The organism is Streptomyces sp. NPDC018031, assembly GCF_044327625.1.
In the GTDB taxonomy this organism is placed as follows: Bacteria; Actinomycetota; Actinomycetes; order Streptomycetales; family Streptomycetaceae; genus Streptomyces.
Genome location: NZ_JBIRFT010000012.1, coordinates 109,278 through 131,947, shown reverse-complemented (window position 1 = coordinate 131,947; position 22,670 = coordinate 109,278). Strand labels below are relative to the sequence as shown.

Annotated in this window: 16 protein-coding genes; 5 read left to right on the top strand and 11 right to left on the bottom strand. The window is 74.0% G+C overall.

What is annotated here, in order from left to right; genetic code table 11:
* Positions 1-211: 211 nt before the first annotated feature.
* Both ACH4B3_RS24380 and ACH4B3_RS24375 read right to left on the bottom strand, forming a co-directional pair.
* A complete protein-coding gene (locus ACH4B3_RS24380) occupies positions 212-1,090 on the bottom strand; it encodes an alpha/beta hydrolase (RefSeq protein WP_398466002.1) in 879 nt (292 codons plus the stop codon).
* Positions 1,087-2,328, bottom strand: a complete 1,242-nt coding sequence (locus ACH4B3_RS24375) for an SGNH/GDSL hydrolase family protein (protein ID WP_398466000.1) — start codon at positions 2,326-2,328, stop codon at positions 1,087-1,089. Before ACH4B3_RS24375 ends, ACH4B3_RS24380 begins: the two co-directional genes overlap by 4 nt.
* Positions 2,329-2,522: 194 nt before the next feature.
* On the opposite strand from ACH4B3_RS24375, the gene ACH4B3_RS24370 reads away from it, so the two are divergent.
* Positions 2,523-3,947: an FAD-binding protein gene (locus tag ACH4B3_RS24370; RefSeq protein WP_398465998.1), complete on the top strand. Its 1,425-nt coding sequence runs from the start codon at positions 2,523-2,525 to the stop codon at positions 3,945-3,947.
* A 36-nt stretch (positions 3,948-3,983) separates the two neighbouring features.
* On the opposite strand, the gene ACH4B3_RS24365 is transcribed toward ACH4B3_RS24370, so the two are convergent.
* The 7 genes from ACH4B3_RS24365 to ACH4B3_RS24335 form a co-directional block, all read right to left on the bottom strand.
* Positions 3,984-5,138, bottom strand: a complete 1,155-nt coding sequence (locus ACH4B3_RS24365) for a peptidoglycan DD-metalloendopeptidase family protein (protein ID WP_398465996.1) — start codon at positions 5,136-5,138, stop codon at positions 3,984-3,986.
* A gap of 195 nt (positions 5,139-5,333) precedes the next feature.
* Entirely contained in the window at positions 5,334-8,375 is a 3,042-nt protein-coding gene (locus ACH4B3_RS24360; RefSeq protein WP_398465994.1) for an alpha-mannosidase, read from the bottom strand.
* Positions 8,376-8,400: 25 nt separating this feature from the next.
* A complete protein-coding gene (locus ACH4B3_RS24355; protein ID WP_398465993.1) occupies positions 8,401-10,551 on the bottom strand; it encodes an endo-beta-N-acetylglucosaminidase in 2,151 nt (716 codons plus the stop codon).
* A gap of 122 nt (positions 10,552-10,673) precedes the next feature.
* On the bottom strand, positions 10,674-11,906 hold the full coding sequence (locus tag ACH4B3_RS24350) for a glycosyl hydrolase (RefSeq protein ID WP_398465991.1): 1,233 nt from the start codon (positions 11,904-11,906) through the stop codon (positions 10,674-10,676).
* A 55-nt stretch (positions 11,907-11,961) separates the two neighbouring features.
* Positions 11,962-12,741, bottom strand: coding sequence for a carbohydrate ABC transporter permease (locus ACH4B3_RS24345; RefSeq protein WP_398466149.1), 780 nt, complete (start codon positions 12,739-12,741; stop codon positions 11,962-11,964).
* Between the two features lie 47 nt (positions 12,742-12,788).
* The gene (locus tag ACH4B3_RS24340) at positions 12,789-13,679 is read right to left on the bottom strand and encodes a carbohydrate ABC transporter permease (RefSeq protein WP_398465989.1); all 891 of its coding nucleotides are present in this window, start codon (positions 13,677-13,679) and stop codon (positions 12,789-12,791) included.
* A complete protein-coding gene (locus ACH4B3_RS24335) occupies positions 13,679-15,028 on the bottom strand; it encodes an ABC transporter substrate-binding protein (protein ID WP_398465987.1) in 1,350 nt (449 codons plus the stop codon). The genes ACH4B3_RS24340 and ACH4B3_RS24335 overlap by 1 nt, the downstream gene beginning before the upstream one ends.
* A gap of 178 nt (positions 15,029-15,206) precedes the next feature.
* On the opposite strand from ACH4B3_RS24335, the gene ACH4B3_RS24330 reads away from it, so the two are divergent.
* The 4 genes from ACH4B3_RS24330 to ACH4B3_RS24315 all read left to right on the top strand — a co-directional run bounded on the left by ACH4B3_RS24330 (position 15,207) and on the right by ACH4B3_RS24315 (position 20,716).
* Positions 15,207-16,253 (top strand): LacI family DNA-binding transcriptional regulator, encoded by a 1,047-nt coding sequence (locus ACH4B3_RS24330; RefSeq protein WP_398465985.1) that lies wholly within the window; start codon positions 15,207-15,209, stop codon positions 16,251-16,253.
* Between the two features lie 390 nt (positions 16,254-16,643).
* Positions 16,644-17,948: a phosphatase PAP2 family protein gene (locus tag ACH4B3_RS24325; protein ID WP_398465983.1), complete on the top strand. Its 1,305-nt coding sequence runs from the start codon at positions 16,644-16,646 to the stop codon at positions 17,946-17,948.
* Positions 17,949-18,626: 678 nt separating this feature from the next.
* Entirely contained in the window at positions 18,627-20,351 is a 1,725-nt protein-coding gene (gene ctaD, locus ACH4B3_RS24320; RefSeq protein ID WP_398465981.1) for a cytochrome c oxidase subunit I, read from the top strand.
* Complete coding sequence (locus tag ACH4B3_RS24315; protein ID WP_398465979.1) at positions 20,348-20,716, top strand: hypothetical protein; 369 nt, start codon at positions 20,348-20,350, stop codon at positions 20,714-20,716. The genes ctaD and ACH4B3_RS24315 overlap by 4 nt, the downstream gene beginning before the upstream one ends.
* Positions 20,717-20,912: 196 nt before the next feature.
* Here ACH4B3_RS24315 and egtD read toward each other — a convergent pair whose 3' ends face one another.
* Together egtD and egtC are read right to left on the bottom strand one after the other, a co-directional pair.
* Complete coding sequence (gene egtD, locus ACH4B3_RS24310; RefSeq protein WP_398465977.1) at positions 20,913-21,914, bottom strand: L-histidine N(alpha)-methyltransferase; 1,002 nt, start codon at positions 21,912-21,914, stop codon at positions 20,913-20,915.
* Positions 21,911-22,666, bottom strand: a complete 756-nt coding sequence (gene egtC, locus ACH4B3_RS24305; protein WP_398465975.1) for an ergothioneine biosynthesis protein EgtC — start codon at positions 22,664-22,666, stop codon at positions 21,911-21,913. The genes egtD and egtC overlap by 4 nt, the downstream gene beginning before the upstream one ends.
* Positions 22,667-22,670: the final 4 nt, after the last annotated feature.

The following is a 22,670-nucleotide window of genomic DNA, read 5'->3' as shown; positions in this document are numbered from 1 at the left end:
GGGGCGCAGTGTTCCAAGACCGCCGCCGTCAGGGAAGTGCGCGAGGGCGGGGACGGTCGGCGCGCGGCCAGGTCACCGCCCACCCCGGGGCGCTCCGAGCGCCCGTCCGGCGGCCGGCACCGGGCCGCCCGCCGGCGTCGGCCGCCGGACCCGGGGACGGACCAGGGGACACGCGGCCGCCCCGGTCACCGGCTGCCCCCGCCCGGCTCGCTCAGGGCAGCCGGGCGTCGATGAACCGGGCCACCGCGTCGGCCGCCTCGACGGCCGCCGCGCTCTCCCGCACGAACAGCTGCCAGCCGTGGGTGGCGTCCGGCCAGCGCTCCACCAGGCAGCTGCCGCCGGCCTGGACCACCCGGGCGGCGAACCGCGTCGCGTCGTCGACCAGCACCTCCCCCTCGCCCACCTGGACCAGCAGCGGAGGCAGCCAGGCCAGTGCCGCCTCGTCGGCGAACAGCGGCGACGCCAGCGGGTCGCGGGGGTCCGCCCCCGCCAGATACGCCTCGGCGGATTCCCGCAGCACCGCCCGCCCGAGCATCGGATCGCGGGCCGCACAGCGGTCGTAGGAGTCGGCCGTCACCGTCAGGTCGAACCAGGGCGACAGGCACACGGCCGCCGCGGGCCGCGGCAGGCCCGCCTCGCGCGCGGCCAGCAGCACGGCCACCGCGAGCCCGCCCCCGGCCGAACCGCCCAGTAGGACGAGGCGTTCCGGGGCGACGCCCCGCTCCAGCAGCTCCCGGTACCCGGCGAGGGCGTCGTCCACGGCGGCCGGGAAGGGGTGCCGGGGGGCGAGCCGGTAGGCGGGCGAGACGACCTCGGTGCGGGTACGCGCCGACAGATGCGCCGACAGCGGTTCCCCGCCGGCCGGCGAGCCCATCCGGTAGCCGCCGCCGTGCAGGTGCAGGACCGTCCCGCGCACGGTCCCGGTCGCGGGCCGCACGGTCAGGGCCGGCCGGCCGCCCGACTCCGTCGCCGAGGACACCACGTCCACCTCCGGCAGCGGAACCCGCGGCCGCTGCCGCCCGGCCGGTGCGGCGGTGCCGTGCGAAGGGCCCGGAGGCGGGCCCGGCTCGAAGTCCGGCCGTGGGGTCATGTGCGTTCGCCTCGCTTCTCGTGCTCCGTGCTGCGCGGTCCGTCCGTCCCCACGACCGGCGCGCCCCGGGGTGCGCCGACCGTCCTGGAAGGGACCGCAGTGATCAAACCACGGGCCGGCGGGGCCGCCGGGGCCCCCGCCGCCGCGGGCGCCGGGGACCGGCGCTCGGCCGCGGGGACGCACCCGCCGCGGCGCAGCACGGCCAGGAAACGCGAAGCGAGCACCGGATGTCCGCCGGGCGCCGGGTGGAGCCGGTCGGTGCCCTCCGGCTCCAGCATCAGCCGGGTGCAGCCCGGCCCGAACACCTCCAGCCCGTCGAGGTAGTGGAGGTGTTCGTCACCGTGGGCGCGCAGCAGCTCCACCGCCCGCCGGACCTGCGCCCGGCACTCGCGCATGGTGAGCCCGGAGGGTCCCGGCACCCGCTCCCGTTCGGGCGCCACGATGGAGGACATCACCGCGAACGGGGTGTCCGGGTGCCCCTCGCGGACGGTTCGGACGAACCCGACGAGCGCGGCGAGGAGCGAGTCCCGGTTGTGGCTGCCCAGCGACTGCACATTGACGCCGACACACATGGTGAGCAGATCGGCCGGCAGGTCGCGCATCAGCCGGGCCGTCATCGGCTGCAGGCAGCAGGCCGCGCCCAGCGCCAGCGAGGTCAGGTCCCAGCCCGCCCGCCGGGCGACCAGGGCGGCCCAGGCCCGGCTCGGCGAGGCGGCCCCCCGGCCCTGGGAGACCGAACTGCCGTAGTGCACCCAGCGCGGGCGGCCGTCCTCGTCCTCGCGCCGCACCGCGGCGTCCCCGGCCACCGTCAGGCTCCGCAGCCGGAAGCGGTGGTAGTACGGCAGCCACAGCGCCACCGTGCCCATCGTCCCCGGCAGCCCGTCCACCCGGAACTCAGCGTCCTCGCCGGTCTCCCGGAGGTCGACGGTCACCGGGGCGCGCCCCGCGCACACCACGTCCAGCCGGGCCCGCTCGGCGGGGCCGTTCAGCCTCGGTGGCGGATCGGCCTGGTAACGGCAGTGCAGGAAGGGGCTGTCGGTGCGGAAGGTGACCCGCACCCCGGACGGCAACGCCGCCCGTCCGGTGCCGCCCTCCGGCAGGTACAGGGCCGCCTCGCGGTACGGCAGCCGCCACGGGGCCGTCCAGCCGGCGCCGCGCTCCAGCGAGACGGCGCCGCGGTAGCGCAGCACCGGATCGTCATGGGCGATCCGGCGGTCGGGGGCGCTCACGGCCGTCACTTCTCACTCCTCGCTCCGGGGGCGCGTACCGGCCCCTGCCGCCTCCGTCCGGGTACCCGCGGGGGCCGCCGGGCATACGGTAGAGGACCGCCCCGACACTGACACCGGCACCGCCCTCGGCAGCCACACCGGCACCACCGCTCCACAGCGCGCGCTCACTCCCACCCCCCGTTCGGCGAAAGGGTCCGCGGCAGATGAACCCCTCTCCCGGAGCCGGTGCTCCGCAGGCTTCCCCGCAGGCCGGTCCGCTCCGGCCCGGCTCCGCCCGGGCTCGGTTCCCCGGGTTCGACGGCGAACTGCTCACCGGAAGCGGCGTACCGCCGTGGGCGTCGGAGGACTACGGGCACACGGTCCACGCGCCCCCGCTGGCCGTCCTGGTCCCCGGTTCGGTGCGGGACGTCAGGGAGGCGTTGGCGGCCGCGGCCCGCCAGGGCATACCCGTCGCCGCCCGGGGCGGCGGCCACTCGGTGCACGGGCAGGCCCAGGCCCCCGGCGGGCTGGTCGTCGACATGCGCGCGCTGGACCGGGTGGTGCGGATGTCCGACACCGAGGTGACCGTGGAGGCCGGGGCACTGTGGCGGGACGTACTGGCCGCCACCCTGCCGCTCGGCCGGACCCCGCCGGTGCTCACCGACTACCTCGGCACCAGTGTCGGCGGCACCCTGTCCGTCGGCGGCATCGGCGGCACCAGCCACCGGTACGGCCTGCAGACCGACTGCGTGCTCTCGCTGGACGTGGTGACCGGCACCGGCGAGGAGGTCACCTGCTCACCGGAGCGCCACCGGGAGCTGTTCGACGCGGTCCGGGCCGGGCTGAGCCAGTGCGGCCTCATCGTCCGGGCCACGCTGCAACTGGTGCGCGCCCCCGCCCGCGTCCGCCGCTACCAGCTGTCCTACCGCGACCTCGCCGCCTTCCTCGCCGACCAGCACCGGCTGGCCCACGAGGGCCGCTTCGGCCACCTGGAGGGGCAGCCCCGCCCGGAGCCCGACGGCACCTGGACCCATCTGCTGGAAGCCGCCGCCTTCGAGCCGTGCGACCGGGCCTCCTGGCCGCCCCCGGACCGGGAGCTGCTGGGCGACCTGGCCCACCAGCGCGGCACGGAGGAGATCGAGGACCTGCCGTACGCGGACTTCCTGGACCGGATGGCGCCCGGCGAGGCGTTGCTCCGCACCACCGGCGAGTGGTTCCACCCCCACCCCTGGCTCAATCTCTTCCTGCCCGGTGCGGCGGCCCGCGCCGTCGTCGCCGGCACCCTGGCCGGGCTGACCCGGCGCGACCTCGGGGAGTCCGGCCTGGTGCTGCTGTACCCGGTGCCCACCGCACGGTCGCGCACCCCGCTGCTGCGCCGGCCCGCCGGGGACACCATGTACCTGTTCGCGCTGCTGCGCACCGCGCCCGGCGGCGACCCGGCCGCCCGGGACGCGCTCATCGCCGCCAACGGAGCGGTGTACCGGCGGGCGCTGGCCGCCGGGGCGGTCGCCTACCCGGTGAACACGCTGCGGATGTCGCCGGGGGACTGGCACACCCACTTCGGGCCGGAGTGGGCGCGGCTGGCCGCGGCCAAGCGGCGGTACGACCCCGCCCGGATCCTCACCCCGGGGCACGGTCTGGCCATCTGACCGGCGGACCGGGCCGTCCGCACCCCGGGCGCCGGCTCAGATACGGACGCCGTGCGCCCGCAGATAACCCAGCGGGTCGACGTCCGAGCCGTAGCCGGGCCCGGTGCGCACCTCGAAGTGCAGATGCGGGCCGGTGCTGTTGCCCGTCGAACCGGATCTGCCGATCCGCTGGCCGGTGGTGACCTGCTGGCCGGTGCGGACCGACAGCTGCGAGAGATGGGCGTACTGGCTGTACCCGCCGTCCGGATGACGGACGATCACCTCGTAGCCGTAGGCGTCGGCCCAGCCGGCCGAGACCACCCGGCCGTGCCGTACGGACCGGACCGAGGTGCCGACCGGGACCGGGAAGTCCACCCCCGTGTGATAGCCGCTCGACCAGTGCGAACCGGCGGTCCGGTAGGCGGTGGACGGCGAGACGCCGTCGACCGGGGCGGTGAACCCGGCGTCCGCGGGCTCGGTCTTCGCGTCCGGTGCCGGCCCGGGCGCGGTCTCCGGCGCCGGCTTCGGCTTCGGCCGCGCCGCGGGCTCGGCCGACCGGTTTGCCCCGGGCTCCCGCGCGGTCACCCCGGACGGCCGGCCCGCCCGCCCGGGCGGGGTGTCCGGCCGGGCCGTGGTGCCGGTCAGGGAGAGCCGCTGGCCGGGGAAGATGAGATCGGGGTCGGCGCCCACGGTCTCCCGGTTGGCGCGGTGGAGCGCCTGCCAGCCGCCGTCGACGCCGTGCCGGTGGGCGATCCGGGACAGCGAGTCCCCGTCGACGACCACATAGGGGCCCGCCGTGGTGGTCGCCGTCCCGGGCAGGCTGGTCGGTGCCGGATCGGGGGACGGTGTCCGTCGCTCGCCGGCCGGTGCCGTCCCGGGCACCGCCGACACGCCGTCCGCCCCCGGCGGCCCGGCCGGCGCCCTCTCGGCGATCGCGGCCCGCTGCTCCCGGGTGGCCGCCCCGGCGCGTGGCGCGTACGCGGTGCCGGCGTCCGCCTCCCGGGCGGACCGCGGTCCTCCGGAGATGCCGCCGCCGGTGCTCCGGTCGCCGGCGCTCTCGTGGTCGGCGACCCCGTCCCGGGCCCCGGCGGCGGCACCTTCGGCGGGCGTGGCGCCCAGCAGGGGCAGGGCGAGGCCCGCGCCGGTCACGCCCAGCGACGCGCGGGAGATCCGAGCGGGACGGTACCGGCGATGGCGTCCGTGTGGGGGCATGACCGCTTCCTCTCGTACGTCTTTGCGAGTGCGAGCCGAGCTGTCGAGCGGCCAAAGGGTATGCGGGCCGATTCGGGCCTACAAGGGGTGCGGGGAGAAGGAGGCCCGGCCGGACGGGAGGGCACCGGCGTACGCTGCGCCACTCCCGTCCGTTGTGATGCGGGTCACGTTTGCCGATCGCGCCGGGCCGCTCGCTCAGGCACCGGAGGCGGCCCGGGCCAGCCGCAGCGTGACGATCTCGTGCGGCCGCAGCGCGAGCGGGACGTCCGCACCCTCGTGCGCGACCGTCCCGGTCGGGCGCTCCAGCAGATCGCACACCGTGACCGAGGCGACCGGGAAGGCGGCGGTGAGCCGGGTACGCGCCCGCCCGCCGAGCGACTCGTAGAGCCGCACCACCACGTCCCCGCTCCCGTCGTCGGCGAGCTTCACCGCGCTGGCCACCACCGCGTCGTCGGCGACCGACACCAGCGGGACGACCGTGCCGTCGCCCGCGACCCGCCGTCCGGGCAGATTGATCCGGTAACCCTCCCGGACCGCGTCCCCGATGTCCGCCCCCGGCACCAGCGCGTACCGGAAGCGGTGCACCCCCTGGTCGGTCCGGGGATCGGGGAACCGGGGCGCGCGCAGCAGCGACAGCCGCAGCCGGGTGGTGGTCCCGCCCGCCCCCGGTGCCGTCTCCGGGCGCACGCCGCGGGTGACGTCGTAGCCGTAGGTGGAGTCGTTGACCAGCGCGACCCCCCAGCCCGGCTCGGCGACGTGCACGAAGCGGTGCGCGCACGCCTCGAACTTCGCGGCCTCCCAGCTGGTGTTGGTGTGGGCGGGGCGGTACAGGTGCCCGAACTGCGTCTCGGCGGCGACCCGGTCGGTGTGCACGTCGACCGGGAACGCCACCTTGAGGAACTTCTCGGTCTCGTGCCAGTCCACCTCGGTGTCGAACTCCACCCGGCGCTCGCCCGGCGGCAGCGTGATGCGCTGCTCCACCCGGGACGAGCCGAAGGCGCGCACCACCCGCACCGACCCGTCGTCGAGCAGTTCCAGGGACTCCGCCTCGGCCAGGTCGGTGACCGTGTTGCGGTAGAAGTGGTCGACGTCCCAGGCGTCCCACATGTTGGGGAAGTCCGGGTGCAGCTGCAACAGCCCGGCGGCCTCACCGGGCGCCACCGTCTCCCGGTCCGCGGCGATGTCGTGGACCGACGGCAGCAGCCCGCGGGCGTCCACCCGCACCCGCAGCAGCCCGTTGTCCAGGACGAAGCCGCCGCCCTCGGCGGGCTCCGCCGACACCCCGGTCCCGCCGCCCGCGGACACCGGCGCCGCCCCGCCCGCCGGTACCCCGCCGCGCGCGTGGGGCGCCGCGTTGAAGACCACCGAGCCGCCCGCCGCCGCGTCCCCGGCCAGCGCCCGCTGCGCGGCGCTGATGATCCGCTCCAGTTCCGCCGCCACCGCCGCGTACCTGGCCTCCGCCTCCCGGTGCACCCAGGCGATCGACGAGCCGGGCAGGATGTCGTGGAACTGCAGCAGCAGCACCGTCTTCCACAGCCGGTCGAGGTCCTGGTACGGATACCGGAAACCGCACCGCACGGCCGCGGTCGCCGCCCACAGCTCGGCCTCCCGCAGCAGGTGCTCGCTGCGCCGGTTGCCCTGCTTGGTCTTCGCCTGGCTGGTCAGCGTCGCCCGGTGCAGTTCCAGGTAGAGCTCGCCCACCCACACCGGCGCGTGGCCGTACTCCGCGTGGGCCTTCTCGAAGAACGCCGACGGCTTCTCGAAGCGGACCGTCGCCGAACCCTCCAGGTCCGCCAGCCGTTTGGCGCGCGCCAGCATCTCCCGGGTGGTACCCCCGCCGCCGTCGCCCCAGCCGGTGGGGGCCAGCGAACGGGTCGCGCCGCCCTTCTCCTGGAAGTTGCGCACCGCGTGCGCCAGCTCCTTGCCCGACAGCTGGGAGTTGTAGGTGTCGATCGGCGGGAAGTGGGTGAAGACCCGGGTCCCGTCCAGCCCCTCCCACCAGAAGGTGTGGTGCGGGAACTTGTTCGTCTGGCTCCAGGAGATCTTCTGGGTCAGGAACCACCTGGCACCCGCCAGCTTCACCAGCTGGGGCAGCGCCGCCGAGTAGCCGAAGGTGTCCGGCAGCCACACCTCCTCGGTCTCGATCCCGAACTCCTCCAGGAAGAACCGCTTGCCGTGCACGAACTGCCGGGCCAGCGCCTCCGACCCGGGCATGTTGGTGTCCGACTCCACCCACATGCCGCCCACCGGTACGAACCGGCCGTCCGCCACCGCCTTCTTGACCCGGGCGTACACCTCCGGCCGGTGCTCCTTGATCCACGCGAACTGCTGCGCCTGCGACATCGCGAAGACGAAGTCCGGATCGTCCTCCAGCAGGGCCGTCATGTTCGACGTGGTCCGAGCCACCTTGCGCACCGTCTCCCGCAGCGGCCACAGCCACGCCGAGTCGATGTGGCTGTGGCCCACCGCGCTGATCCGGTGCGCCGAGGCGTGCGCGGGCGCCGCCAGCACCCCGGCGAGCAGCGCCCGGGCCCGTCCGGCGGTGCCCCCCACGTCCTGCAGGTCCACCGCGTCCAGCGCCCGCTCGACGGCGCGCAGGATCTCCCAGCGGCGCGGCGCGTCCGTCGACAGCTCCACCATCAGCTCGCCCAGCACCTCCAGGTCCTGGACCAGCTCCCACACCGTCTCGTCGAAGACGGCCAGATCCATCCGGGCCAGCCGGTACTGCGGCTCGCTGCCCGCCGTCTCCCGGTCGCCCAGCTCGGTGGGCCGGAACGGGTGGTAGTCCAGCAGCACCGGGTTGGAGGCCGCCTCCACGTGCAGCTCCACCTCCTCCCCGCCCGCCACCGGCGCGCCGATCCGCACCCACTGGTTGCGCGGGTTGAGGCCCTTCACCGGGGAGCCGTCCGGCCGGTAGACCAGCCCCTCGCACTGGAAGCCCGGCATGTTCTCGTCGAAGCCCAGGTCCAGCAGCGCCTCCACGGTCCGGCCGGCCCAGGCGTGCGGCACCGTGCCGGTCACGGTGAACCAGCTGGTGCCCCACGGCGGGCCCCACTCGGCCCCCACCTCGATCGGGGTGCGCGGCGCGGCCAGGCCCTCGGCGACCGGGACGGGCTCACCGGGCGCCTGCCACATCCCGACCGTGAGCGGGACGGACTCCGGATGGATCGCGGGGCGGATCCGCTCCTCCAGCACCCGCTTCAGGCGGGCTTCGGTGACGGCGCGGTCACTGTGCATGGGCAACCCACTCCTCGAGGACTCGTTACCAGCTGTAGACGGTGGCGGACGGCGCGGACGCGGTGAACAGCTCGTCCACCGCCCGCACTTCGATGCGGGTCGCCGCCTCACCGGCGGACCGGCGCAGTGCGGCGACGTGGAACGCGGTACCGCAGGTGCCACCCAGGAACCGGCGGCCGCCGCCCGGCAGCACCTGGTGCAGCTCATGGTGGCGCACCGCGCTGGAGGGCGGGCCCCAGACCAGCCGGAGCGCCGCGGTACCGTCCGGATTCCGCTCCGCGGCGACCACCCGGGGCCCGGCCGGGGCGCCCGGCGCGGCCGGGGCGGCGTCCCGCACCGCAAGCCCGCCCAGCCGCCAGCGGACCGTGCCGCCACCGATCGCGGTCAGCCGCACGCCGAGGGCGTGCACCGTCCCCGACCCGGCCCCCGCGAGCTTCCGGCCGACCCGCAGCACCGCGGTGGTCCACCCGGCTCCGGGGGCGAGCGTACCGGCCGGCACCAGCGTGAACGGGTACGGCTCACCGGGAGCCTCCGGCTGCTCCAGCGCCACCGCCAGCTCCACCCGGACCGCGGCCGACCCCGCGTCGGTCCGGTGCGCCAGCTCCACCACCGTGGCCTGCGTCAACGGCAGCCGCACCGAGTGGAGTCCGACCGTGGCCGGGGCCGGGAGGGCGCCGTCCACCAGCAGCGAGCTGCCACCGCGCCAGGCGTCGGCGAAGTCCAGGCCGACCCGCGGCCGGGCGCCGGCGGTGCGGACCACCCAGCGGCGGCCGGGCAGCCGGTCCTGCAGCCCCAGGTGGTTCCACTGGGCGTCCCCGAGTACCCGGCCGCGCTCGTACCAGCGCAGCCCGTGGCCGGTGTTGAAGGTGGTGGCGAACGGCAGCGAGGTCACCGTCGACCGGTCGGCGACGGTCAGCGCGGGTGCCCGCCAGGGCCCGGTGCCGCTGCCCGGCTCGGAGGGGTCGAGCGACGGCCCGGTCCAGAACCGGTCGTCACGGAGGTGGAAGGCACCGGGGGTGCGCTCGTCGGCCGGCAGCCCGGTCCAGGTCCACTCGGGCCGGTAGAAACCGTAGGACACCACATGCGGCCCCTCCGCGGGGACGACCGCGTCCCAGTCCACCGGAGTGTCCCAGCCGCGGGCTTCGGTGTCGATGCCCGCCCACAGCTCGTAGCGGTCCCGCCCCAGGTCCTCGGCGAGCCGCCCGGACGACGCCAGCGCCTGGGCGGACCAGTTGAAGTTGAGGAACATGGTGCCGGACTCGCGGAAGAACCCGGCATTGCTGTCGTTCAGCTCGTCCTGCCAGCTGATCGCCCCGGTGTCGATCATGGAGTCGTACCAGGTGATCCGCAGCCCCTCGCCGCGCTCCCGCAGATGGCGCAGGAAGTCCCGCATGTCGGCGGCGAGCCGCGCGTCGCCGCCGCCGGTCTCGGCGTTCACGAACCAGCCGTCGAAGCCGTACGCCCGGGCCACCTCGATCAGTTTGTCGGCGACCGGGAAGCCGCCCGCCCCGTCCCGCTGCACCAGGTCCCGGGTCCAGCGCAGCTGACCGCCATAGGCCGCGGGCGGCAGGAAGACCGTGCCCAGCACCGGCACCCCGTTGCGGTGCGCGGCGTCCACCACCGGCGCGTTGGGCGCGAGGATCAGCCCCTCCCCGGACGACCCGCCCCAGAAGACCAGCTCGTCCAGGTACGCCCAGTGGGTGGGGGCGTAGACGTCCGCCTTCGCCGCGCCCTGCGACGGATTGAGGGAGGTGGGGGCGAACGCGGCCAGCGCCGAGACCCGCGCCTGCCCGGCCCGGGCCGTGCCGTTGGGCGGGACCGGCGTGAAGCGGGCGGCCAGCGGCACCGTCGCGGTGTTGTACGGCAGGTCCGGATCCTCCCGCGGGGTCCAGGACTTCAGGCTCCGCCACACCACCCCGGGCTGCGGCGAGCCCGACGGCAGGCTGTCCGGGAACCAGTACGAGGCGTACGGCCGGAGCCCGGCCGCGGCCGCGCCCGCCGGGCCGCCGGCGCGTCCGGCCGCGGCCGGCCCGGGCTCGGCGGCGACCGCGCGGCCGGGGAGCAGTGCCGCCGCGGCGGCGGTGGCGGCGCCGGCCGCCAGCACTCCGCGCCGGGCGGGCGGCCGCCCGGCGCCCGCGGTCCGGTCCCGACCGGTGGAGAGCGGTCTGTCGGTCATGCTGGACTCCTTCGTGTACGGGCGTGTACGGGCGTGTACGGGCGTGTACGGGCCGGCGGCGTGCCGCGGATCCCGCGGACCGGCCGCCGCCGGGGGTGGGGGTGGGTACGGGTGCGGGCCGGTCAGCCGACGTCCTCGGCACCGATCACCTCCGTGATGCCGCGTGCCGCCAGGTGGGCCGCGTCCGCGGCCCGCTCGGCGAGCACCACGGCGGGGCGCAGCCCGTGCTCCGCCGCCCGCATCCAGGCCTCGAAGTACCGGCCGCCGGGCGCGCAGCCGGCGCGCCCGGTGCCGCCGGGGCCGGGGTCCAGCACCACGGCGGTGGTACGCGGCGCGGGCCGCGGGGCCCGCTCCGACCAGGCGCGCACCGCCGCGGCGATCGCGTACCCGGCGGGCTTCACCTTCCGGTCGTTGGTCAGCAGGCCCAGCCCGTACTCCAGCTCGGGGAAGTCGGCCAGCGACCGGTCCACGTCGTGCGAGCACCACCACGTCACGCCCCACAGGTCCGGGCAGTCGAGCGCGTGGCCGAGGGTCGCCTCGGTGAACGCGGCGGCCCGGTCGGGCGGGATGTGCGGTGCCGGGGCGCCCACCTCCTGCAGCCAGACCGGTCGCCGCGGGTCGTCCGCCCACGCCTTGGACAGCTCGACGAGGTAGGCGGCGTGCCGCTCGGTGGCGGCGCCCTCGGCACCGTGCCGCTGCGCGGTGCCGTTGAAGACCCAGGAGTGCACGGCGGTGGCGGCGCCGATCCGGGCCGCGTGCTCCGGGGTGAACGGATGGCCGTCCAGGTACCACGCGGCGTCGTAGCAGGCGTGCAGGTGGAGGCGGCCTGGCGCGCCGCTCTCGCACGCCCCGATCATCCGGCGCAGCCAGCGGCCGGCCTCCTCGGGGCCGATCGGGTCCGGGTCGGGGTGCGGGGCGCCGGCGAACTGGTTGATCTCGTTGCCCACCGTCATCCCGATGAAGTTGGGCCGGTCGGCCAGCGCCCCGGCCAGGGTCCGCAGATAGGCGGCCTGGCCCTCGACCACCTCCGGATCGGTGAAGAGGTTGCGCCGGTGCCAGGTGGTGGTCCAGGAGGGGACGAAGTCGAAGCTCGACAGGTGTCCCTGGAGCCCGTCCACGTTCACGTCCAGGCCGCGTTCGGCCGCCGCGTCGGCGAGCAGCACCAGCTGCTCCACCGCGCGCGGGCGGATCAGGGTGCGGTTGGGCTGGAAGACCGGCCACAGCGGGAAGACCCGGATGTGGTCGAGCCCGAGGGCGGCGATGGAGTCCAGGTCGGCGCGTACCTCGTCGAGGTCGAAGTCCAGCCAGTGGTGGAACCAGCCGCGGGTCGGGGTGTAGTTGACGCCGAAGCGCACGGAAGTCGTCCCTTCGTCGGCCAGGTGCCCGCGGGCCCCTGTCAGGTCGGCGGGGTCAGCCCTTGACGGCGCCCTCGCCGACGCCGCGGAAGAAGTAGCGCTGGAGGCAGACGAACAGCACGATCAGCGGGGCGACCGCGATGATCGCGCCGGCCGCGACCAGCCGGGGGTTGCCGGCGAACGTCCCGTGCAGATAGTTGAGGCCGACGGTCAGGGTGAACTTGTCGGAGTCGGAGAGCACGATCAGCGGCCACAGGAAGTCGTCCCAGGCGCCCATGAAGGCGAAGATGGCGACCACCGCGAGAGTGCCCTTGACGGACGGCAGCGCGATCCGGGTGAACCGCTGCCACACGTTGGCGCCGTCGATGACCGCCGCCTCCTCCACCTCGTACGGCAGGTTGGCGAACGCGTTCCGCATCAGCAGCACGTTGAGCGCTCCGACCGAACCGGGCAGCACCACCGCGATCAGGGTGTTGTGCAGGTCCAGCTCCCGCACCATGGTGAACTGGGCGATGATGATGGACTCCAGCGGCACCAGCAGCGCCAGCACGAACGCCAGGGTCGCGGCCCGCCGCCCCCGGAAGCGCAGCCGGGCCAGGGCGTACCCGGCGAGCGAGGCGCCGACGCAGTTGGTCACCACACTGGTGAGCGCCACCTTCAGCGAGTTCAGCGCGTAGTCCCAGACCGGGATGATGTCGGCCACCGCGGAGTAGTTCCCGAGCGTGGGGTCCCGGGGGACGAATCGGGGCGGCGAGGTGTGGATGTCCTCGCCGGTGCTCTTGAGCGAGGTGGACAGCTGCCACAGGAACGGGCCGATGGTGATCACCAGGACCATCAGCAGCAGCAGGTAGCGGACGGCCTTCCACCAGCCCGGGGTGTGCTTCACCGCTCCCCCCTCCGGTCCGCGCGCAGCACCAGCAGCATCAGCAGCAGGGCGATGACGAAGATCACCAGGGAGATGGCGGACGCGTAGCCGACCCGTCCGTTCAGCCCGGTGCCCACCCGCTGGACCAGCATCACCAAGGTGGTGTCCTCCCCGGCCGGGCCGCCGCTGGGACCGGCCAGCAGATACACCTCGGAGAACACCTTGAACGCGGCGACCGAGGAGAGCGCCCCGACGAGCACCATGGTGGAGCGGATCGCCGGCACCGTCACGTGGCGGAACCGCCGGAAGGCCCCGGCCCCGTCCACCGCCGCCGCCTCGTGCAGTTCCTCCGGCACGTTGGCCAGCGCCGCCAGGTAGATGACCATGTAGTAGCCGAGGCCCTTCCACACCGTCAGCGCCATGGCGCTGAACAGCAGCAGCCACTGGTCGCCGAGGAAGGCGACCGGCCCGGCACCGAAGACCTCGAGGATCGCGTTGACCAGCCCCCGGTCGTCCAGCATCCAGCTCCAGATCAGCGACACCACCACCACCGAGGCCACGACGGGGGTGTAGAAGGCGGCGCGGAAGAAGGTGATGCCCGGGATGCGCCGGTGCACCAGCAGCGCAAGCAGCAGCGGCAGCAGCACCGTGCACGGCACGACCAGGGCGACGTACAGCAGGCTGTTGCGCAGGGCGATCCAGAACTGGTCGTCCGCCATCATGGTCCGGAAGTTCTCCAGCCCCACCCAGCGGCCGTCGGTCAGGGTGCGGGTGTCGGTGAACGCCTGGTACACCGTGCTGACGAACGGATAGAGGCTGAAGGCGGCGACGACCGCCAGTCCCGGCAGCAGGAAGAGCCAGGGGCTGGTGCTCCGGTGGGTGCGCACCGGTGCGGCGGGGCGTCCCATCAGTTCTGCTTCAGCAGCTTGTTGCTGGCGTCCACTGCGTCGCCCAGCGCCTGCCGCGGGGACTTCCTGCCCTGCAGCGCCTTGGCGACCTCGTTCTGGAGGATCGTCTTCATCTCGTCGCTCATCACCACCGGGGTGTAGTTCACCGCGCCCTTGAGCATCCTGGCGGCGGCCACCCGCACCCGCCCCTCGTCCGTGCCGTCGTCCCTGGTCCAGTACTCCTTCTCCAGCGACCCCCGGGTGCTGGGGAAGATCGCCACCTCGTGCGCGAAGGACTCCTGGTGCCGCTGGTCGGTGACGAAGTGCGCGAAGGCGATCGCGGCCGCCTTGTGCTCGCTGTGCTCGTTCACCGCGACCCCCATCACGTACATATTGGGTTTCCCGTTGTTGTTGGGCGCATCGGTGATTCCGAGGTTCTCGTACAGGGTCGGCGCGTCGCGTTTGAACTTCCCCAGATCCAGCGCGCTGCCGGGATTCATCGCGACCTTCTGCTCCAGGAACTTCTGTCCGGCCTTTTCCGGGGTCATGGTGAGCGCCTGGGAATCGAGTCCGCCGTTGTCGTACAGTTCCTTGTACTTCGTCAGCAGCTCCACGCCGGCCGGTTCGTCGTAGGTGAACTCGGTGGCGTCGTCGTTCATCAGCCGCACGCCGTACCGGCCGAAGTCCTCGATGGCCGGGGGACCGGCCAGGGTGGCGATCCGGCCGCCCGACTCCTTCGCCATCGCGTTGGCGGCGGTGAACAGCTCCGGGTAGCTCCGCGGCGGCTTCTCCGGATCGAGTCCGGCCTTCTCGAACAGCGACTTGTTGTAGAACATGGGCCCGGTGTTGAGGTACCAGGGGAAGGCGTACGTGCCGTCGAGCCCGGGGAGCGCCGTGCCCTGCCAGGCCTCCGGGGTGTACTCGCGTGTGAAGCGGGCGGTGGCCGGCTCCTTGTCGAGATTCATCAGCAGTCCCGCCTTGGCCAGCGGGTACGCCAGGTCGGGGGAGACGTTGACCACGTCCGCGAGGTTCTCCGCGCCGGCGTCGGCGCTGAGTTTCTCCGCATAGTTCTCGCCGGGCGCGTCCAGCCAGGTGACCTTCACCCCCGGGTGCGCGTCCTCGAACTCCCCGATCAGGTCCTCGAAGTAGTCCTTGAAGTTCGCGCGCAGGTTCCAGGTCTGGAACCTGATCTCGCCCTCGACCTTTCCGGTCGCACTCGACCCGCCGCCGCCACCGGACCCGCACGCGCTGAGCGCGAGGGCCGACAGGGCGAGCGGCAGGGCGAGTGCCGCGGTGTTGCGGACTGTTCTGCGGGAGGTGCCGGGGGCACCTCCCGTGCGCGAAACGCCATGGGGAAGGGATATGCGCATGATCGGCGGACTCCTTGGGTGCGACAGGAGGGTCAACGACGAGCGGGCGACCAAAAGTTGCACCCGTGGAGATGGTCACGTCAAGACTTCCGTCATGAACTAATGCGCTTTAGCATGAGGTTGCTCAAGCGCTTTAGTACATGCCCTCGCCGGTCGTGGCGGGGGCTGGAGGTGACCCATGCGCCGGACTCCGGCCCGACGCCCCACCATCAAGGACATCGCGCGCCGCGCCGGCGTCTCGGAGAGCGCCGTGTCCTTCGCCCTCAACGACCGGCCCGGGGTGTCGCAGGCCACCCGGGAGCGGGTGCGCCGGGTCGCCGAGCAGCTCGGCTGGCAGCCGAGCACCGCGGCGCGTGCCCTGTCCGGCGAGGGGTCGGCCACCGTCGGGCTGGTGCTCGCCCGGCCCGCCAGCACGCTGGGCGTGGAGTCCTTCTTCCTGCAACTGGTCTCCGGGATCCAGGAGGCGCTCTCCCACCGCGGTCTGGGGCTGCTGTTCCAGGTCGTGGAGGACGTCGGCGCCGAGGCGGCGGTCTACCGCCGCTGGTGGGCGGAGCACCGGGTGGACGGCCTGCTGGTGGTCGACCCCCGGGAGGACGACCCGCGGCCGGAACTGCTCGACCGGCTCGGTCTGCCCGCGGTGGTGATCGGCTCGTTGCCCGACGCGGCCCCCGACCGGCCCGGCATCTCCAACCTGTGGGCGGACGACGCCGGCGCGATGGCCTCCGTCGTCGACCATCTGCACGCGCTCGGCCACCGGCGCATCGTGCACATCGCCGGGCTGCCCGAACTGGCCCACACCCGGCGCCGGATGGACTCGCTGCACGCCGAGGCTGCCCGGCGGGGCATGACGGACGTCCGCTCGGTGCCCACCGACTACTCCGACGCCCAGGGCGCGGAGGCCACCCGCCGGGTGCTGGCCCAGGGCCCGGCACCCACCGCCCTGGTCTACGACAACGACGTGATGGCCGTGGCCGGCCTGGCCGTCGCGGCGGAACGCGGGCTCGCGGTTCCGGCCGACGTGTCGATCGTCGCCTGGGACGACTCGGTGCTCTGCCGCAGCACCCACCCGGCGCTCACCGCGCTGGCCCGGGACACCGCGGCCTTCGGCCGGCACGCCGCCGAGCAGCTGATCGCCCTGCTCGACGGCGGTGCCGCGACGCGCGTCCAGGACGATCTGCCGAGGCTGCTGCCCCGGGGCAGCACCGGAGCCGCGCCCGGCGCCTGAGGCGGACCCGGCAGACCGGGTGACACCGGGCCGCGCGGGCGCCGTTCGGTGGCGGTCGCCGCCCGCCCCCGCCGGCCCGGCCGCCCGCGCACGATCCCGGTGCCGGCCGGGTCCGGGCCCGGCGGCCGACCGGGGGCGTCGCGCGCGGCGTCGGCGTGCTGTCCCGCCGACCGTGACCGGCGGCGTGGCCCGCACCCCTCCGATGGGATGATCGGACCTTAGATGAGCGCCCTCATCGCCCGTCCCTCACCGGAAAGCATGCTATCCGGCGCGAAGAGCTACTTCTTCGACTAAACACAACAAATCGGTCAGACATTGATACCTAAAGCATCGCGGGTGTTCTCGCGAATAGACGGCAGAAACACGTTCGCCGCGTGGCGCCGGCCACGGGTGATCCTCTGGGTCACGGCGGGGGTGGTGACCCTCGGACTCCTCATCGCGCTGGAGGTGGCCGCGCGGCATTACGCCGGCGTGTCGGGGCCGCTGACCAACCAGGCGAAAGAGGTGATATTTCCCCCGAAGCCAGGGCCGCTGTACGCCGGAATGGCTCTGATGATGGTGGTGCTCACCTGGCGGCAACGGCTCATCGCGGCGGGCGCCGCGATCGGCATCGACATCGTCTTCGTGCTGGTGCGGTGGGCGGTCGACGCCGATGTGCCGGAAGGCCACTTCTTCGGCAACGGCGCGCTGTGGGTGATGCTGGGCTGTGCGGTCATCGCCGTCACGCGCCGCACCGGCCGGGAGCGCACCCTGCTGCTGAAGGGGGTCGGACTGGGCCTGCTGCTGGTGGCCGGCCGCAAGACCGGCGACACCTGGCTGCTCATCACCGCCAAGACCCGCGAGACGGTGCTCGACCCGTACCTGGTGGCGGCCGATCACGCGCTGGGCAACCCGTCGTGGCTGGCCGGCCGCATGCTGGAGGCCACCGCCCCGATCGGCACCCATCTGCTCGACTGGGTCTACGCCGAGCTCGCGGTGGCCGCCATCGTCGTGGCGCTGTACCAGCTGCGCAACGTGGCGATCGAGGGCCGGTTCCCGCGCCACCACCTGATACGCACCTTCCTGCTGATCGGCCTGGTCGGGCCGGGCATCTACATGATCTTCCCGGTGGTCGGGCCGATCTTCGCCTACGGCCCGGGCACCTCCGGTACCGGCGGCGTGGAGTGGGCGGTGGCCAACCTGTGGCCGGACACGCCACCGCCCCTCACCACCCCGCACCCGGTGCCGTACGACGGGATCACCCCGCGCAACTGCATGCCCAGCCTGCACACCGCATGGGCTGTCGCGATCTTCATCCACTCCCGCAACGGCCCGCGCGTCCTGCGGTACGCCGGGACGTTCTGGCTGGTCGCCACGCTCGGTGCGACGCTGGGCTTCGGCTACCACTACGGCGTGGACCTCGTCGCTGGGGTGGTGTTCGCGCTCACCATCGAGGCGGCGCTGCGCGCGTTCGACCGCGGCTGGGACCGGTCGGGAATCCGGCTGGTCGCCTACGGCACGACGGTCTTCGCCGCGCTCCTGGTGGCCTACCGCTATCTGCCGATGGAAATGGCCCGGCATCCCTGGCTGTTCGGACCGCTTCTCCTGCTGCTGATGGCCTCGGTGATCTACGGCTATGTGCGGACCACCAGACCGTGGGAACCGAAGGCCGCACCACCGGTGCCGCGACCGGAGCCGCAGCCCGAACCGGTGTGAGTCGTACCGGGCCGCGGGCGCCTCGCGCGGTGTCCCCGGCCCGGGCCCGCCGGCCCGCTCCCGGACGGCGGCCGGTTCCCCGGATCCCCGGCCGGGTCCGCTGCGGAGCGGCAGGTGCCGGGGCGGGCGCCGACCGGCGGGCTTCGGTACGGGTCGGGCCGGGGCGGCTCGGGGGCCGGTGAGCCGCCGGGGGCGCCGCCCGGCGACCGGGCGCGAGACGGGGTGCGTCCGGACCGGGAGGGGCGCCGCGGGGCACCGGTCAGGCGGCGGAGGGCGGCCGGGGCGCCCGGCGGACGGCCGGGGCGCCCCGGCCGTCCGCCGTTCCGGGGCCCGCGCGGCGGGCCGGCCCGCGATCCGCCACGTCCGCCGTGTCCGCCGCGTCCGCCGCACCGGGCGCGGCCGTCCCGCCGCCCGCGGCATCCGCCGGCCGCGGGGTACCCGCCCCCGCGTCCGCCCTTCGCTGTGGCCCAGAGGGTCCCCGCCCCCGCGGTCCCGCTCCCCGCACACGCCCACGAAGTCAGTAATCATGCGATATGCCCTGATGGTGGGATATCAGCGATGGTCAGGGGCTCGGCGTGCCCGGCGCGCACGCCACCACGCCGGGACCCGGAACACCGAAGGGCAGCGCTCCGCCGCCCGGCGACCGGGTGGCGGACGGGACCGATCGAGGCAGGGGCGATGGTGGTCGAGGCGGAAGACCTGGCGGCGACCCGGTGGCGTTTCCCGGGGGCGATCGCGGTGTCGTGGGTCACGACCACGGACCACAAGAAGATCGGCGCGCTGTACATGATGACGGCGTTCGGGTTCTTCGTCTTCGGCGGGTTCCTGGCACTCGTCATGCGGGCGGAACTCGCCCGGCCGGGTCTCCAGCTGATCTCCAACGAGCAGTACAACCAGGCCTTCACGATGCACGGCACGATCATGCTGCTGATGTTCGCCACCCCGCTGTTCGCGGGGTTCGCGAACGCCGTCATGCCGCTGCAGATCGGCTCTCCCGACGTGGCGTTCCCCCGGCTGAACATGCTCTCCTACTGGCTGTTCCTCTTCGGATCGCTGATCGCGGTGGGCTCCTTCGTCACCCCGCAGGGCGCCGCCGACTTCGGCTGGTTCGCGTACACCCCGCTCTCGGACGAGGTCCGCAGCCCCGGCGTGGGCGGCGACATGTGGATCATGGGGCTGGCGATGTCGGGATTCGGCACCATCCTGGGCGCGGTCAACTTCATCACCACCATCGTCTGCATGCGCGCGCCGGGCATGACGATGTTCCGGATGCCGATCTTCTCCTGGAACGTCCTGCTCACCAGCACCCTGGTCCTGCTGGCCTTCCCGGTGCTCGCCGCCACCCTGCTCGCGCTGGAGGCGGACCGGCAGTTCGGGGCGCACGTCTTCGACCCGGCCAACGGGGGCGCGATCCTGTGGCAGCACCTGTTCTGGTTCTTCGGCCACCCCGAGGTCTACATCATCGCGCTGCCGTTCTTCGGGATCGTCACCGAGATCATCCCGGTGTTCAGCCGCAAACCCATCTTCGGCTACGTCGGACTGGTCGGTGCCACGGTCGCCATCGCGGGCCTGTCGGTGACCGTCTGGGCGCACCACATGTTCCCCACCGGAGCGGTCCTGCTCCCGTTCTTCTCCTTCATGTCGTTCCTCATCGCGGTGCCCACGGGCGTGAAGTTCTTCAACTGGATCGGCACCATGTGGTCCGGGTCGCTCTCGTTCGAAACCCCCATGCTGTGGTCCATCGGGTTCCTGGTGACCTTCGTCTTCGGCGGGCTCACCGGTGTCCTGCTGGCCTCCCCGCCCATGGACTGGCACGTCACCGACAGCTACTTCGTCATCGCCCACTTCCACTACGTCGTCTTCGGCACCGTGGTCTTCGCCATGTTCGCCGGCTTCCACTTCTGGTGGCCGAAACTGACCGGACGGATGCTCGACGAACGGCTCGGCAGGATCCACTTCTGGACGCTGTTCGTCGGGTTCCACACCACCTTCCTGGTGCAGCACTGGCTGGGGGCCGAGGGCATGCCCCGCCGCTACGCGGACTACCTGTACGCCGACGGGTTCACCGCGCTCAACACGGTGTCCACCATCGGTTCCTTCCTCCTCGGCCTGTCGACGCTGCCGTTCGTCTACAACGTGTGGCGGACCGCCAAATACGCCCCCCCGGTCGAGGTCGACGACCCCTGGGGCTACGGACGGTCCCTCGAGTGGGCCACGTCCTGCCCGCCGCCCAGGCACAACTTCCTCGCGCTGCCCCGGGTGCGCTCCGACTCCCCGGTGTTCGACCTGCACCACCCGGACATCGCCGCGCTGGACCAGGCGGAGAACATGGACCGGCGGGACGTGGTCGACACCGACGACGGCCTGTCCCGCGACCGGCCCGGCGGCCCGGGGCGGCCGTGAGCGGACGTGCGGCCGTGCCGGAACCGGACGACATCACCTCGGGCATCGCCCAGGTGGAGGGGTATCTGCTGGCGCAGGCCGCGCTGCGCACCGCCCGTACCGAGGGCCAGGCGTTCGCGGCCCGGATGCCGTGGCTGACCTCCGCGCAGAGCGAGGAGGTGGCCCGCCACTTCACCCAGGCGCACCTGGAGGTCACCAAGGCCGCGCTGCGCACGGTGCGCGGCCGCTGCGCCGAGCTGCGGGCGGAGTACACCGCCCGCTACGAGCGGCTGCGGTACCGGCTGCTGTGCGCCACCGCCGCCGCGCTGCTGTCGGTCGCCGCCCTCTACGCCGGCCTGCTGCTCGGGCTGGACGCCGCCTGCTGACCCGAGGCCGGCCGGCCCGAGGCAGGCGGGCCGGGCCCGGCGGGCGCCGGGCCACCGCGACCGGTGGCCCGGCCCCTGACCGCGACCGGTGGCCCGGCCCCTGACCGCGACCGGTGACCGGGGCTGGGGCCGGTGACCGGGTCAGGTGACCGGGGCCGGGGCCGAGCCCTCCCGGACCCGGCCCCGGCCCGGTGGTTCAGTCCCGCACCGCCAGGGAGAGGGCGAACCGGCCCGCCTCGTCGGTCCACCAGTGCCGCAGGTCGAGCCCGGCCGCGGCCAGTTCGCCGCGCACCCGCTCCCAGCGGAACTTCGCCGACACCTCGGTGCGCAGTTCCTCTCCGGCGGTGAAGTGGACCAGCAGGTCCAGCATCGGGATCTTCACGGTGAGCTCGGTCCGCGCCCGCAGCCGCATCTCGATCCACTCGCGGTCGCGGTCCCAGAGCGCGACATGGTCGAAGTCCGCCGGGTCGAAGTCGGCTCCGAGTTCCCGGTTGATCACTGCAAGAACGTTTTTGTTGAACTGGGCCGTGACGCCTTGGGCGTCGTCGTACGCGGCCACCAGGGTCGCTTCGTCCTTGACCAGATCGGTGCCGAGCAGCAGCGCGTCACCCGGGGAGAGCATCCGCGCCACCGAGGAGAGGAAGCCGGCCCGCTCGTCCGGCAGCAGGTTGCCGATCGTGCCGCCGAGGAACGCCACCAGCCGCGGCCCCGGAGTGGACGGCAGGGTGAGCCCGGACTGGAAGTCGGCCACCAGCGCGTGCACGGTCAGCCCCGGGTGTTCGGCCAGCAGCGCCTGCCCGGCCTGGGTCAGCGCGCTCTCGCTGACGTCCACCGGGATGTACGCGGCCAGCTCGGGCAGGGCACGCAGCAGGTGGCGGGTCTTCTCCGAGGACCCCGAGCCCAGCTCCACCAGGGTCCGGGCGCCGGTGACCTCCGCGATCTCGGCGGCCCGGTGCTCCAGGATCTCGCGTTCGGCGCGGGTCGGGTAGTACTCGGGGAGTTCGGTGATCCGCTCGAACAGCTCGCTGCCCCGGGCGTCGTAGAACCACTTGGGCGGCAGCTGCTTGAGGGCGGGGACGCCCGCGGTCCCGGCCGGGCCGGGATCCGCGGGGAGGGCCAGCCCGCGGGCCACGTCGGCGCGCAGCGCCGCGGCCGTGGCGTCGGCGGGCAGGGTGCGGGAGAGGGTGAACGGGCTCACGGGGCAGGCTCCTTGAGCGGGGTGAGGAGGACATCGGTGCGGGTGGCGGTCAGCAGGGTGTGGTCGGGGACCTCCGTCCACAGCGGATCGTCGTCGTACGGCTCGGAGGCCACGACCGTCCCCGCCGCCGGATCCAGGCGGTACCACAGGGTGTCGCCCCAGGCGGTCGCGGAGATCGACGCACCATCGGTCAGCAGCAGGTTCAGCCGGGACCCCGGCGCCGCGGCGGCGACGTCCGCCACGGCGCCCGACAGCGCCTCGGGCGCCGGATAGCCGTCCCGGAGCCCGCGCTGCACCAGCGCCCACACCAGTGCGGAGTCGCAACGCGCCGCCAGGTCCAGCAGATCGGCCGGTGGCAGCCGGCCGGCCAGCGGCGCGACCGACCGCGGCCAGCCCAGGACCGCCCCGTTATGGCTGAACAGGTACGTTCCCATGGCGAACGGCGCCGCCGCCGCCTCCCCGTCCGGGTCGGCCACCGTCGCCGAGCGCACCGCCGCCAGCAGCGCGCCGCTGCGCACCACCCGTGTGAGGTCGGCGAAGGAGCCGTCCCCCCACACGGGTCCGGCCCGCCGGTAGCGCGCCGGCACCGGGTCCTCCGGCGCGTACCAGCCGACACCGAAGCCGTCGGCGTTGACCGTCCCGTGCCGCTGCCGGCGCGGTGCCCACGACTGCCGGTACAGGCTGTGCTCGGGACGCACCAGGATCTCCCCCAGCGGCACCGCCGGGCCGAGGTACGCCAGGTGCCGGCACATCAGG